Source organism: Chryseobacterium polytrichastri, from assembly GCF_900142445.1.
Lineage (GTDB): Bacteria > Bacteroidota > Bacteroidia > Flavobacteriales > Weeksellaceae > Chryseobacterium > Chryseobacterium polytrichastri.
In genome coordinates this window covers 66,960-79,053 of sequence record NZ_FRAV01000024.1, presented here as the reverse complement: position 1 = coordinate 79,053, position 12,094 = coordinate 66,960, and the positions used below count along the sequence as shown (strand labels likewise).

The following is a 12,094-nucleotide window of genomic DNA, read 5'->3' as shown; positions in this document are numbered from 1 at the left end:
TTTATTGCAGTGAAATTTCTGGAAGAAAAAGATCTTCGGGATTTTTATGGAGAAGAATATAAAGATTATCAAAAAAAAGTACCTATGTTGGTTCCATTTATTGGGAAGAAAAGCGCATAGATTATTGATAAAAGTAAAAAATAAAAGCGAGTGTCAATTTAATTGGCACTCGCTTTTTATTAATCGTTTCTAAGTTTTGCTTTTACGTTATTATTTTTAATAATAGTTCGGAGCGTTGCAATTTCTTTTTTTGTGAAACCTTTTTTAGGAATCATATTCATTGTTTGCAAACTATGATAAATAAGAAACCAATCTTTTAATTCTTTTACTCTGGAAACAGTATTCCAGTGAAAATCGTTTTCAAATGTCTCTCCTTCGGTTTTAATCTTATCCTCAACAAAAGTATAAGAAATGTTTTCCTGAATTTTTTTGTCTGAATAATAAGCTTTTTTAATACTAAAATAACCTCTGACAGTCATGAAAATCCATAAAACAAGTAACCAGATGGAAGCATTTTGAAAAATATCCCGCTCATCGCCATCCAGAAAACCTTTAAATATAAAAAGTAAAACAGCTATAATTGGAAAACCAAAAAACCTTATTAAAGAACCTTTTAAATAAAAACCCCAAAAATCTTTAAAAGTAATTTGTGTCTTTACAGTCATACATTAATCATTAAATCCTCTCCAATTCCTCAGCGCTAATCGTTGTTTTAAACGTTCCGTAATTCACAATTACTTTGTTTCTGGAGATCTTTTCAATCGTCCCGACACTTGTACTTCCTGTGATACGAACACGCTGACCAATTTTCATCCAAACAGCACGGTCAATTTGACGTTTCTCTTCTATTTTCTCGTTGGTTTCCGTTATTTTTTCAATAACTTCTTCTTTTTTCAGTTGTTGCGTTATTTTTCTTTTTACAACCTGAAGTTTTTTCGTTTCATCTTTATCGGCACCGATTTTCCTGAATTTTTCCTGTTCCAGAATTTTCACAAAATCTTTTACCACATCTTTTCGGGATCTTCCTTTTATGTAGCCATCAATAAAGGTTTCAATCTTATTTCCAAACTGAAGTTTACGATGTTCATCTTCATACAGCTTTTGGAAATTGAATAATTTTTGTTGAAGCTGCTCATTCAGTTTTTGTAGATTATCGCGCTTGTCTTCAACAGATTCTTTTCTTTCGGCAAGATCGGTTTTCAGTTTTTCAACTTCGAATTTTTCCTGTTGAAGTTTTACAATCGTTTTATCAAGATTCACAATATCATGTTCCACTTTTTTCTTCGCAGAATGGATGATAAACCTAGGAATTTTATTTTTTTCAGCAACTTCAAACGTAAATGAACTTCCAGCTTGTCCAACTTCCAATTTATACATCGGTTCCAATGTTTCTTCATCAAAAAGCATCGCTGCATTTTCTGCATGTGGAAGCTCTTCGATAACGAGTTTAATGTTCGTATAGTGCGTTGTAATGATGGCGAAACTCTTCTTGTCATAGAAAAACTCTAAGAAACTTTCTGCCAAAGCACCGCCCAATTCAGGATCTGAACCTGTTCCGAATTCATCAATCAATAAAAGAGTATTGGCGTCAGCTTCACGGATGATTCCGCCCATTTTCTTCAATCTTGATGAATAGGTGGAAAGATGATTTTCAATAGATTGGTTATCACCAATATCGGTCATAATCTTATCAAAGAAAAACATTTCAGACCTTGGGTGAACAGGAACTAGAATTCCGCTCTGAATCATCAATTGAAGTAATCCTACAGTTTTTAAAGTGATGGATTTTCCTCCTGCATTCGGTCCGGAAATACAGATGATTCTGTTCTGATCAGTTAAAGATAATGTTTGAGAGAAAATAATTTTGTTCTCCGCTTTATTTCTTAACCAAAGCAATGGATGAAAAGCTTCTCTTAGTTTTAACGTTTTATGACGGTTGATTTTTGGTAAAACTCCGTTAATTAATTCTGCAAACTTAGATTTTGCCCTCGTAAGATCAAGATCAAAAATATAAGCCTGATATCTCCAGAGCTGAGGTTGAAATACTGCTAATTCTGCGGTGAGCTGTCTTAGGATTTTATCTATTTCCTTTTTTTCCTCTTCCTGGTTTTCGCGAAGTTTGAAGTAATGTTTTACGACACTATCTGGCTGAATATAAGTTATAGAACCTGTTTTTGAAAGTCCTAGTACTCTTCCCGGAACTCTTTTTTTGTAAGCAGATTTTACCGCTAAAACCCTGATGTCTTCAATATTACTCTCGCGAATATCATCCAGAAAATCACTTTGAGCGTAATTGAACAATACACGGTTGAAATTTTCCTGAATTGCTTTTTTAGCATGCTGAATTTCAGCTCTCAATGTTTTTAAGATTGGGGAAGCTTCACTTTTTACTTCATCAAAACGGTTGAAAACTTTATCAACCTTATCAATGATTTCCTTCTTAAACTCCAATACAGAAGCATCTGCCATTAAAGTAGGAAAAGTCTCAGGCATGGTTGGGAAAAATTTTTGAAGTCTTCCTATTTGTTCGGTAATTGTTTTTATTTTGATGAAAGCTTTATTTTCAAGACGGTAATTCTCGATCAGCATAAGTTGTAATTCGCTTTCAATATCTTCATATTCATCAAACGGAATCGCATTTGAACTTTCAAAACTCGATAAATATTCGGAAGTTTTTTTCAGCGAAAGTCCTGCCTCGTCAATTTCCATGGGATGAAGTTGAAGAATTTTGTCTCTCGTTTTCGGAGAGTACGCAAATGGAGAAATTTCCGCGAGCAATTGCGGAAACTCTAATTCGTTTAAATCTTCTTTATTTATATACACATTGCAAATTTAGTGAGAAAATGTGAATGTTAATTTGAAAATGAACTAATTTAAAGAATACACTTATTCTTATTTAACGACAAAAGTTGCAAAAGATTAACACATTAGTTATCTTAAGTTTATCATTTAACAAGAAATAAGAACACATAAGTTTTAAAAAAATCTTTGATTTTTTACTTTTACGAACTTTTGATTAGCTTATTTTCAATATAATCTTTTGAAACTTTTGTGGTTAAAATTTATTAGTTTAATTCGTAAATTTGAGATATGAAACTGGAAACCGAAAGACTGCAATTAAAAGAAATCAACGAAAGTAATGTTGAAGATATTCTAAAAATTCGAGGTAATCCGATTACGAATAAATTTGTTGAAAGAGTATCTCCAAAAACGAATTATGATGCCCTGGAATTTATCTTAACAATCAAAAGAAAAACCGAAAATAAGGAGACGGTTTATTGGGGAATTTCTTATAAAGATGAACCCAACCTGATAGGAACCATTTGTCTTTGGAAATTTACTGAAGATAGAAAACAAGCAGAAGTAGGCTATGAGTTATTACCCGATTATCACAGGAAAGGAATTATGTCTGAAGCTCTTGCTGCTGTTTTAGATTGTGGATTTAATACTTTAAATTTGCAGGAAATTCTAGCATTCACAAAAAAAAGTAATGAAAACTCAAAAGGTCTTCTTTTAAAGCATCATTTTGTGTTGCAAGAAGGGAGAATAGATGAAGGTTTTCCTGAGAATATTGTTTTTAGTTTGAAGAAATATAATTAAGTTTTAGATGAATCTGATTGAGATTATTTTATTTAGTGAGAAATATATTTTTGCATTTATTAAAATAAAACTAATGACCGAAAAACAAAAAACATGTTTCGTTATTATGCCAATATCAGATCAAGATGGATATGATAAAGGACACTTTTCAAGAGTTTATCAACATATAATAAAACCAGCTTGTGAATTAGCAGGTTTTCACTCAATAAGAGCAGATGATGAAGTAAAAACAAACTATATCGTTATAGACATAATTAAAAAAGTATTGGATTCTGATATTGTAATTTGTGATTTAAGTGCAAAAAATCCAAATGTAATGTATGAATTAGGAATTAGGCAGTCATTTAACAAAAAATCTGTATTAATAAAAGATAAGAAAACAAATAGAATATTTGATATTCAAGGATTAAGAACTATTGATTATGATGAAAATTTAAGGATAGATGAAGTACAAAAAGCAATTTCATCTATTGCTAAAACTTTAAAGGAAACGTATGAGGAAAAAGAAAACGAAGTAAATTCATTAATACAATTACTTTCAATAAAACCTGCTGAAATTAAAAGTTTTGAAATTTCACAGGAGTCAAGCCTGATAATGGATGCTTTAAATGATATTTCTAATAGATTATATGGCTTGGAGAATAAAAAAACAAATCCACGAAATTTAGGGTTTAGATTAATTAATGGGGATAAAGTTTTTTTAGGGGATACACTGTATGATAATGAAATGAATAATATTGGTAAGCTTATAGATTATCATAGTGACGCTATCTATGTAGAAGATAATATGACTGTTGATGAAATAAAAAGAGATTCCGAGATTTATAGAGGACTTTCAACATTACCATTTTAATATAATTAATTATGACCTGGACTGAAATTTTAGCCCCAATAAAAAGCACAGAATATTTTACTACCCTTTGGGAGAAAGTAAAAGAAGAATACGCAACAACAAAAGTTTTTCCACCAAAAAATCAGATTTTCAGAGCATTGGAAATTACACCTTTTGAAGATATTGAAGTGGTAATTATCGGGCAAGATCCTTATCATAATGACTTTCAGGCGAACGGTTTGTGTTTTTCTGTTTCTGAACAGGTAACTGCGCCGCCTTCATTGAAAAATATTTTTATTGAATTAAAAGATGACTTGGGAGTGGTAAGAACTTCAAAAGAGTTGGATGATTGGGGGAAACAAGGCGTCTTGATGCTGAATGCTACCTTAACTGTTCGTGCTCATACTCCGAATTCTCATAAAGATTTAGGTTGGGGAAAATTCACAGATTACATTATTAAAGAAATTTCAGATAAAAAAGAAAATGTAGTTTTCGTATTGTGGGGCGCTTTTGCACAAAAAAAAGCCGAACTCATTGATCCGGCTAAGCATTGTATTATCAAATCGGCGCACCCGTCGCCATTTTCTGTATATAGAGGGTTTTTCGGGAGCAAACCTTTCTCAAAAATTAATGAATATTTAATTTCAAAAGCAAGGAAGCCTATTTCGTGGTAGAATTTTCTCCTGCTTTTTTAATAACGATTCCGATCTTATATTTTCCGGCAAGGGCTTTGGTCCCGCCTTGTGAGGTCGGATAAGGAGTTACTTCTTGTAATGAAATAGTAGCTCCATTAAATTCTGTTGATTGATGATAATTTCGCCCTGCATTTTCTGTAGTGGCAATATTTACGGTCATTGGTCTGGTTGCTAATCCCATCACTTCAATTTGTGCCACGGCAACTCCGGCCCACATACAGTTTACACCTTCGGGGCATCTACTGTCTTCTGAAATACCTTTGAAGGTGACATTCATTTCGTATTCTTTAAGGAATTTATTTTCCCCTTCATTGAAATAAATGATGTTTTCATCTTTACTCATTGGTGTTTTTTCTTTGGTGTTGGTAGCAACGGACGTTTTTGTTGAGGTTTTCGTTTCTTTTTGAGCATTACAATTCACTAATGCCAATAGTCCTAAACTCAATATGATGGTTTTATGTAACATGATTTTTATTTTTTAAATGATATTAAGCATATTCAAAACAACGACCAAAAACATGGCCACTCCTACAACCAAACTAAATCCGGTTCCATAAATGAACCCAACGAAAGCTCCTTTGGTAGATTGTAATGCTTTCTTCATGTCTTTGCTGTCGTGAAGTAATTCACCAATAAATACTCCGGCAAACATTCCAATTAAAAATCCTAATGGGATAGGAAGGAACATTCCGACAATGGTTCCAATAATTGAGCCAATACTTCCCCAACGGGTTCCTCCATATTTTTGATTGGTTTTAGCAGGAATTACATAGCTTAAGACAACGGAAGCTGCCGTAAGAACTACGAAAGCCCAAACATAAATCATCGACAGATCTGCGTCCGTTCCGAATTTGTAAATTAATAATCCACAAAGACTTAATAATAATCCGGGTAAAATAGGAAGGAAGGTTCCCAAGAGTCCGAGGAATAATAAAACAAGACAGAGAATATTAATTAATGCGGTATCCATTCTTTAAATTATACATGCAAGATATAAAAAAAGGTGGCCTTACAAAAGCCACCTATCAATCTAAATTAAAAATTTATTATAAGTTTAAGATTACATATTGTAGAATTACACCAGCGTTTCCAATGTTTCCTGAAGCATGATTATGAAAAGAAGTGTAATAAATATATCCGCTGTTTGAAGCTCCTGTACAAGGTCCTACTGTTGCTCCCAATGCAACCAGAAAAGGAACCAATACCTGAGGAACTGAAATACTGATTTGAGTATTTCCCGGAAGTGTTATGCAAACCGTTACAAATGTTGACGTAGGAGCGTTTCCTATCGGAGTAGACGGAACACCTGTTGCTGTAAAATGATTGGTTCTGATCATCAAAGCATTGTTTGAAGTATCTTTAACTAAAACTTCCCAATAATTTGGATCGTAATTCGTTATTTTCTGCCAAGCTCCCAGATCAAAATCGATGTTGAAGGAGTTAAATCCTAATGCAGCAGAAAGTCCTGCATTGCTTACTACTGCAGGAACATTGCCTGGAGTTCCTTGGTTTACAGAGCATAGTTTGGTGTCTGGAACAAATCCGCCTGCAGGTGAGCAACTGGGAGTGTAGTCTGTGCCACCTACTAAATAGGCAACATCCCAATCTGAAGCATAAATACTTCCGCCATTAGAAACAAAAGTGGCTAAGTTGGCATCAATTGCTGGAAAAAGTGATTGATTTAGGGCATAATTTCTTGAGCCGCAATTAAGAAAAATAATATCATACTGCGAAATAGTCGTTAAATTGGCAAGATCATTATTGGTAATTTGAGTTGCAGTATACCCTAAAGTCTGAATGATATCTTCAATTTTATCATACGATCCTTTTACGTATGCAATTTTAGCAACCTGATTCAGTTTGGTTTGATTGGCTTCTAAACTTACCGTTTCCTTATCTTTTACAGTCGCGGAAATTTCTGTACGGAAATTACTACCATTCCCTGTTTGAATATGGATGGTCTGATTTCCTGCCGGAGCTTCCAATGTGAAGTTGCCATCTGCGTCTGAAGTAGTGTAATAAATTTTATACTTGTCATCAAAAGTAAAAACTGAAGCACCTCCAATGGGTTTGGTTCCGTTTTGTGACATTACTTTTCCGGTAAGTTTTCCGGTTTTTACAACTGCAGGAACTGTGTTTTGGGAAACGATCACAGGATCTTCTCCTCCTGTACAATTTGTTAAAAGTGTGAACACACATAACAAAATAAATAAGTAGTGTTTTCTCATATCTAATTGATTTTTATTTGGTTAGTTTTTATCAAAATTAATAAATAATTAAATATAAAATCATAAAATATGATATATTTTTAATATTATTTATTTTTAATTGGATTATTTGGTGGATTTTGTATTTATTAATCGATGTTTGAAAGGATTTGATAATTTAAAGGATGATGGTTGGTGATTTTTATTAAATTTAAAAAAAGAAAGCATTTTGGGATGAAAATTGATGAGAAAGTTTTAATTTAAATCAACCTTAATTTTCCTAAATTTGCTGTAAATGAAAGACGAACTACAAGATACCAAAGATTTTTTGCAGGATATAAGTGATACAATTCATTATTTCGTTAGAGATAATGTTCCTAGCGATTTGGTGCTTACTTGCCAGATTATTCTTAAATTTATTTTTCTGGCAGGTCTTGTTTGTTTGTTAGACTTTATATTTAAAATTCTGGTTAACACCATTTTTAAAAACTTTTTTGATAAAGAAAAGTATCCGGTTTTAAAATCAATTTATCAATCCAGAATAACAAATTCTATCGTTCATTTAGGTACATTAAGCTTTGCTGAATCTGCCTTGAAATCTGTTTTTTGGAGACATCCTAAAAGTTTTGAATTCTTAGGAGTTATTGTGAGTTTAGGTATCATTTTTGTGATTGCGGGAATGTTATTCAGAGTATTAACGGCGTTTAGAAACTACTTTGTCATCAAACAGGATTTTTATAAAATAATGGCACTGAATGCGATCTCAGAATCAGTGAAAATTTTTGGAATCTTTATTCTTACGGTGATTGGTATCTGTACTATTTTCGGGATTAAAGGCGGAACAATTTTAGGGAGTTTAGGAGCAATAACAGCAGTGTTAGTGCTTGTTTTCAGAGATACGATTTTAGGTTTTGTAACCGGACTTCATGTGGCAACATCTAAAAGTATGAAAGTGGGCGACTGGATCGGAATTCCTAAATACAATATTGAAGGAAATATTGCAGATATAAGCCTTCTGACGACAAAAATTACCAATTTTGATAAAACAATTTCAACGATTCCTACTTACGATTTATTGACGACTGAGATTAAAAACCTTCAGGTGATGTCAGAATCAAATACAAGAAGAATTAAGAAATCAATCTATTTTAATATCAATTCTTTTAAATTTTTGACACCGGAGGATATTGAGAGACTCAAAGAAATTAATTTGATTTCAGATTATCTTGAAGAGAAAAGTAATGAGTTAGCGAAGGAAAAAGAAAATATCGAGCATAAAAATAAAATCATCAATGGGAAACAACTTACTAATATTGGTGTTTTCAGGCATTATGCGCAAAAGTATATTGAAAATGATCCTGCTGTAGATGAAAAGGGAGTAAGAATGGTTCGTCAGCTGGAGATCACTCCACAAGGGTTGCCTTTGGAAATTTATTGTTTTGCAAATGACTCTAAATGGGAACGTTTTGAGCAGATTCAAGCTGATATTTTTGACCATTTATTGGTTGCTTCAAAAGAATTTGATCTTCAGGTAATGCAGGTGAATGTAAAAGTGTAAAAAGTTTAGAAGCTTGAAGGCAGAAGTTATAAGTTTTTCTTCTACGCTGATTTTCAGGCTTCCCATTATAAAATATTTAAAATAAAAATAAGAACGAAGTTGGAAGACTGTGATTAAACTTCCTATTTCAATCTTAATCAATAATATCTTAAAAAAAACATGACAAAATTAAGTGTAAACATTAATAAAATTGCAACGATAAGAAATGCAAGAGGAGGCGAAACGCCAAGTGTAACGGAAGCTGCAATTAAAATTCAGGAGTTTGGCGGACAGGGAATTACCATTCACCCAAGACCCGATGAAAGACATATCACAAGAAAAGATGTTTATGATCTGAAGCCTTTGGTGACTACAGAATTTAATATTGAAGGAAATCCGCACAGAGATTTTATTGATATGGTGTTGGAAGTAAAACCTGAACAGGTAACCTTGGTTCCTGACGCAGATGATGCTATTACTTCAAATGCTGGATGGGACACAAAAAAGCACTTAGATTTTCTTACAGAAATTATTGCTGAGTTTAAAAATGCGGGAATTCGTACTTCTGTTTTCTTAGATCCAACACCGGAATTGGTGGAATATGCTGCAAAAACCGGAACAGACAGAATAGAGTTATACACAGAAGCTTACGCAAAAAACTATTTACTGAATAAAGAACAGGCTATAAAGCCCTACTATGATACTGCAGTGGTTGCAAATGAATTTGGTTTAGGAATCAATGCCGGGCACGATCTTAGCTTAGAAAATTTAAAATATTTTGCAGATAATATTCCGAATTTACTGGAAGTTTCTATTGGCCATGCTTTGGTTTCTGAAGCGTTGTACATGGGGATGGAAAATACAATTCAGGCATACTTGAAGAGATTGGCAAAATGGGCATAAAGCAGGAAGTCTGAAGTTTGAAGCTGGAAGTTTGATAAGATTCTTTTAATAGCTTCCAGCATCCATCTTCTAGCTTTCACTCTTAAAAATATAATTATGGAAATTCTACATTCAAAAATATTTGGCGAAAATCTTTCGTCTACACCACTTTTGGTTTTTCACGGGTTGTTTGGAATGCTTGACAACTGGGGAAGCTTTGGAAAAGATCTGGGCGATCAGTTGCCTGTACATTTAATTGACCTTAGAAATCATGGAAGGAGTTTTCATTCTGAAGGGATGTCACATGATGATTTAGCAGATGATATTGCTCATTATATGAGCCATTACGGAATTGAAAAAGCGCATATTTTAGGACATTCTTTAGGCGGAAAAGCAGTAATGCAATTCGCGATAAGATATCCTGAGAAAGTGGATAAATTAATTGTCGTTGATATTTCTCCAAAAGCATATCCGCCACATCATCAAGGAATTATTAAAGCATTGGAAATGGTTGATTTTAATACTGTAAACTCTCGAAATGAAGTTGAAGCTGTTTTAACACAATATATTCCTGAAAAATCTACCATTCAGTTTTTAGCTAAAAATTTATATTGGGATGATGATAAAAAGCTCAACTGGAGATTCAACCTTAAAACTTTAGCAGAAAAATATACAGAGTTTGTTTCTAATGCCATCAAATTTGGTGTTTTTGAAGGTGAAACTTTATTTATTTCTGGTGAAAAATCAAATTACATTCTTCCTCAGGATGAGTTTGGAATTAAACAGCAATTTCCAAAAGCTAAGATTGTAACGGTGAAAAATGCAGGGCATTGGGTTCAGGCAGAGAATCCTGTTGATTTTGCGATTGTGGTTAGGCAGTTTTTAAATTTAAATTAATTTTATTCTTTGATTTTTGAGTTTGTGTTAAAATTTTAATAAATAAGTTATTTATTTCTCCTTGTATTGAATTTTTTGTAATTTAGTTTTACCAAATAACTAATAATATCAACTTATGAGACAGGAAAATTCAAAAAAACCGTTTTTTGCTTCATTTTTAGAGAAACAAATTAAGAATCCAGAGAAAGTGAACGGAGGCTTAGAAATCACCACAGCCCTTGAAGAGTCTATCACAATTCCTACAAAAGATACTATCACTTCTGCTATTTTGGATAATGTTACAAAGCCGGGATTCGATCATGTAACAATGAAATATCCTTCAGATGGTGATGATTCTGTAGTGTAATTATTAAAAACTAAACCCCAATTCAAATATCATGAAAAACAAAAAATTAAAGAAACCGTTTTTTGCTTCATTTCTAGAGAAGCAAATTAATGATCCTGAAAAAGTGAAAGGAGGTTCTATGACTTCAGAACTTCTGGATAATGTAACAACAGCACTTCAAGACACTGTTACAAAGCCGGGCTATGATAACGTAACAATGAAATATCCTTCTGACGGCGACGAGGCAGGAGAAACGTCTTAGCTGAGGTTCAATCATTATCTTAAACCAAAATAAAGGATTATGAAAAACGAAAATTCAAAAAAGAAGCCATTTTTTGCCTCTTTTCTAGAGAAGCAAATTAAAGACCCGGAAACTATTCAGGGTGGGGCAGTGACAACACCTCTTACTGATATTGTGAGTGATACTACAAGAGATGTTGCGACTTCTCCAACTTTTGACAATGCTACTTTGCCGACAAGAGATCACTTGGTAACGCTAAAGTATCCATCTGATAATGATGAAGCTGGTATTTAATACCTTACAATAATAGCAAGCCCACCAAACAATAATATTACCATGAAAAACAAGAATTCAAAAAAGCAACCTTTTTTTGCTTCATTTTTAGAGAAGCAAATTCAGGATCCTCAAACAGTAAAAGGAGGAGCAATAACTACTGCACTTCAAGATACTCCTACAACATCCATTTTAAAAGATACAGTTACGGATAGACAAAATGATCAGGTAACCTTAAAGTATCCTTCTGATAGTGATGAAACGGGAGAATTAGAATAAGATTTTCTCAATTTATACAAAATTATATTAAATCAAACCAAACCAAAGATTATGAAAAACAAGGATTCAAAAAAGAAACCATTCTTTGCATCATTTCTTGAAAAGCAATTAAAAGAACCTCAGAAAGTAAAAGGTGGAACTGATATTACGATTCCCGAAAGAGATAGTGTTTATAGCCCAGGGCCAGTAACAATGAAACCTACTGATATGGCATACACTCAGAAGTATCCTTCTGATGGAGATGATGATGCTCCGGTTGTATAAAATGAACTGTTTATATAATTAAATATACTAATAAAATCATATTTGAAAGGGAACTTAAACTT

The 12,094-nt window shown here is 32.9% G+C and carries 16 protein-coding genes; 11 read left to right on the top strand and 5 right to left on the bottom strand.

Annotated features, from left to right (window positions below; translation table 11 throughout):
• Nucleotides 1-179 precede the first annotated feature (179 nt).
• Nucleotides 180-665 carry a YcxB family protein gene (locus BUB80_RS15130; protein WP_073294302.1) on the bottom strand — a complete coding sequence of 162 codons (486 nt, stop codon included), beginning with the start codon at nucleotides 663-665 and terminating at the stop codon, nucleotides 180-182.
• A 10-nt stretch (nucleotides 666-675) separates the two neighbouring features.
• A complete protein-coding gene (locus BUB80_RS15125; RefSeq protein ID WP_073294300.1) occupies nucleotides 676-2,823 on the bottom strand; it encodes an endonuclease MutS2 in 2,148 nt (715 codons plus the stop codon).
• Nucleotides 2,824-3,090: 267 nt separating this feature from the next.
• Here BUB80_RS15125 and BUB80_RS15120 point away from each other — a divergent pair, with 267 nt between their 5' ends.
• The 3 genes from BUB80_RS15120 (at nucleotide 3,091) to BUB80_RS15110 (ending at nucleotide 5,106) form a co-directional block, all read left to right on the top strand.
• Complete coding sequence (locus BUB80_RS15120) at nucleotides 3,091-3,600, top strand: GNAT family N-acetyltransferase (RefSeq protein ID WP_073294297.1); 510 nt, start codon at nucleotides 3,091-3,093, stop codon at nucleotides 3,598-3,600.
• A gap of 73 nt (nucleotides 3,601-3,673) precedes the next feature.
• Entirely contained in the window at nucleotides 3,674-4,453 is a 780-nt protein-coding gene (locus BUB80_RS15115) for a hypothetical protein (protein ID WP_073294311.1), read from the top strand.
• Between the two features lie 11 nt (nucleotides 4,454-4,464).
• Nucleotides 4,465-5,106, top strand: coding sequence for a uracil-DNA glycosylase (locus tag BUB80_RS15110; RefSeq protein ID WP_073294294.1), 642 nt, complete (start codon nucleotides 4,465-4,467; stop codon nucleotides 5,104-5,106).
• Here the strand turns inward: BUB80_RS15110 and BUB80_RS15105 are convergent.
• From BUB80_RS15105 to BUB80_RS15095, 3 genes are all read right to left on the bottom strand, one after another.
• On the bottom strand, nucleotides 5,093-5,593 hold the full coding sequence (locus tag BUB80_RS15105) for a hypothetical protein (protein ID WP_073294291.1): 501 nt from the start codon (nucleotides 5,591-5,593) through the stop codon (nucleotides 5,093-5,095). The two genes, BUB80_RS15110 and BUB80_RS15105, sit on opposite strands and share 14 nt — an antisense overlap.
• A gap of 12 nt (nucleotides 5,594-5,605) precedes the next feature.
• Nucleotides 5,606-6,097: a DUF456 domain-containing protein gene (locus BUB80_RS15100; RefSeq protein ID WP_073294288.1), complete on the bottom strand. Its 492-nt coding sequence runs from the start codon at nucleotides 6,095-6,097 to the stop codon at nucleotides 5,606-5,608.
• 76 nt (nucleotides 6,098-6,173) lie between these two features.
• The gene (locus BUB80_RS15095; protein WP_073294285.1) at nucleotides 6,174-7,355 is read right to left on the bottom strand and encodes a carboxypeptidase regulatory-like domain-containing protein; all 1,182 of its coding nucleotides are present in this window, start codon (nucleotides 7,353-7,355) and stop codon (nucleotides 6,174-6,176) included.
• A 274-nt stretch (nucleotides 7,356-7,629) separates the two neighbouring features.
• Between BUB80_RS15095 and BUB80_RS15090 the strand changes: the two genes are divergently transcribed.
• The 8 genes from BUB80_RS15090 (at nucleotide 7,630) to BUB80_RS15055 (ending at nucleotide 12,032) form a co-directional block, all read left to right on the top strand.
• A complete protein-coding gene (locus BUB80_RS15090; protein WP_073294282.1) occupies nucleotides 7,630-8,892 on the top strand; it encodes a mechanosensitive ion channel family protein in 1,263 nt (420 codons plus the stop codon).
• A gap of 159 nt (nucleotides 8,893-9,051) precedes the next feature.
• Complete coding sequence (locus BUB80_RS15085; protein WP_054513227.1) at nucleotides 9,052-9,774, top strand: pyridoxine 5'-phosphate synthase; 723 nt, start codon at nucleotides 9,052-9,054, stop codon at nucleotides 9,772-9,774.
• 96 nt (nucleotides 9,775-9,870) lie between these two features.
• Complete coding sequence (locus tag BUB80_RS15080; protein ID WP_073294279.1) at nucleotides 9,871-10,650, top strand: alpha/beta fold hydrolase; 780 nt, start codon at nucleotides 9,871-9,873, stop codon at nucleotides 10,648-10,650.
• Nucleotides 10,651-10,765: 115 nt separating this feature from the next.
• A complete protein-coding gene (locus BUB80_RS15075; protein WP_073294276.1) occupies nucleotides 10,766-10,996 on the top strand; it encodes a microviridin/marinostatin family tricyclic proteinase inhibitor in 231 nt (76 codons plus the stop codon).
• Between the two features lie 31 nt (nucleotides 10,997-11,027).
• Entirely contained in the window at nucleotides 11,028-11,237 is a 210-nt protein-coding gene (locus tag BUB80_RS15070) for a microviridin/marinostatin family tricyclic proteinase inhibitor (RefSeq protein WP_054513230.1), read from the top strand.
• 39 nt (nucleotides 11,238-11,276) lie between these two features.
• Nucleotides 11,277-11,510, top strand: a complete 234-nt coding sequence (locus BUB80_RS15065; protein ID WP_073294273.1) for a microviridin/marinostatin family tricyclic proteinase inhibitor — start codon at nucleotides 11,277-11,279, stop codon at nucleotides 11,508-11,510.
• 42 nt (nucleotides 11,511-11,552) lie between these two features.
• Nucleotides 11,553-11,768 (top strand): microviridin/marinostatin family tricyclic proteinase inhibitor, encoded by a 216-nt coding sequence (locus tag BUB80_RS15060; RefSeq protein ID WP_073294271.1) that lies wholly within the window; start codon nucleotides 11,553-11,555, stop codon nucleotides 11,766-11,768.
• A 51-nt stretch (nucleotides 11,769-11,819) separates the two neighbouring features.
• Nucleotides 11,820-12,032, top strand: a complete 213-nt coding sequence (locus tag BUB80_RS15055) for a microviridin/marinostatin family tricyclic proteinase inhibitor (RefSeq protein ID WP_054513233.1) — start codon at nucleotides 11,820-11,822, stop codon at nucleotides 12,030-12,032.
• Nucleotides 12,033-12,094 lie beyond the last annotated feature (62 nt).

What these genes read in the sequence shown, in the direction of transcription:
- BUB80_RS15130 (WP_073294302.1), bottom strand. Translation starts at nt 665, where the DNA reads ATGACTGTAAAGACACAAATTACTTTTAAAGATTTTTGGGGTTTTTAT.
- BUB80_RS15120 (WP_073294297.1), top strand. Translation starts at nt 3,091, where the DNA reads ATGAAACTGGAAACCGAAAGACTGCAATTAAAAGAAATCAACGAAAGT.
- BUB80_RS15115 (WP_073294311.1), top strand. Translation starts at nt 3,674, where the DNA reads ATGACCGAAAAACAAAAAACATGTTTCGTTATTATGCCAATATCAGAT.
- BUB80_RS15110 (WP_073294294.1), top strand. Translation starts at nt 4,465, where the DNA reads ATGACCTGGACTGAAATTTTAGCCCCAATAAAAAGCACAGAATATTTT.
- BUB80_RS15105 (WP_073294291.1), bottom strand. Translation starts at nt 5,593, where the DNA reads ATGTTACATAAAACCATCATATTGAGTTTAGGACTATTGGCATTAGTG.
- BUB80_RS15100 (WP_073294288.1), bottom strand. Translation starts at nt 6,097, where the DNA reads ATGGATACCGCATTAATTAATATTCTCTGTCTTGTTTTATTATTCCTC.
- BUB80_RS15095 (WP_073294285.1), bottom strand. Translation starts at nt 7,355, where the DNA reads ATGAGAAAACACTACTTATTTATTTTGTTATGTGTGTTCACACTTTTA.
- BUB80_RS15090 (WP_073294282.1), top strand. Translation starts at nt 7,630, where the DNA reads ATGAAAGACGAACTACAAGATACCAAAGATTTTTTGCAGGATATAAGT.
- BUB80_RS15085 (WP_054513227.1), top strand. Translation starts at nt 9,052, where the DNA reads ATGACAAAATTAAGTGTAAACATTAATAAAATTGCAACGATAAGAAAT.
- BUB80_RS15080 (WP_073294279.1), top strand. Translation starts at nt 9,871, where the DNA reads ATGGAAATTCTACATTCAAAAATATTTGGCGAAAATCTTTCGTCTACA.
- BUB80_RS15075 (WP_073294276.1), top strand. Translation starts at nt 10,766, where the DNA reads ATGAGACAGGAAAATTCAAAAAAACCGTTTTTTGCTTCATTTTTAGAG.
- BUB80_RS15070 (WP_054513230.1), top strand. Translation starts at nt 11,028, where the DNA reads ATGAAAAACAAAAAATTAAAGAAACCGTTTTTTGCTTCATTTCTAGAG.
- BUB80_RS15065 (WP_073294273.1), top strand. Translation starts at nt 11,277, where the DNA reads ATGAAAAACGAAAATTCAAAAAAGAAGCCATTTTTTGCCTCTTTTCTA.
- BUB80_RS15060 (WP_073294271.1), top strand. Translation starts at nt 11,553, where the DNA reads ATGAAAAACAAGAATTCAAAAAAGCAACCTTTTTTTGCTTCATTTTTA.
- BUB80_RS15055 (WP_054513233.1), top strand. Translation starts at nt 11,820, where the DNA reads ATGAAAAACAAGGATTCAAAAAAGAAACCATTCTTTGCATCATTTCTT.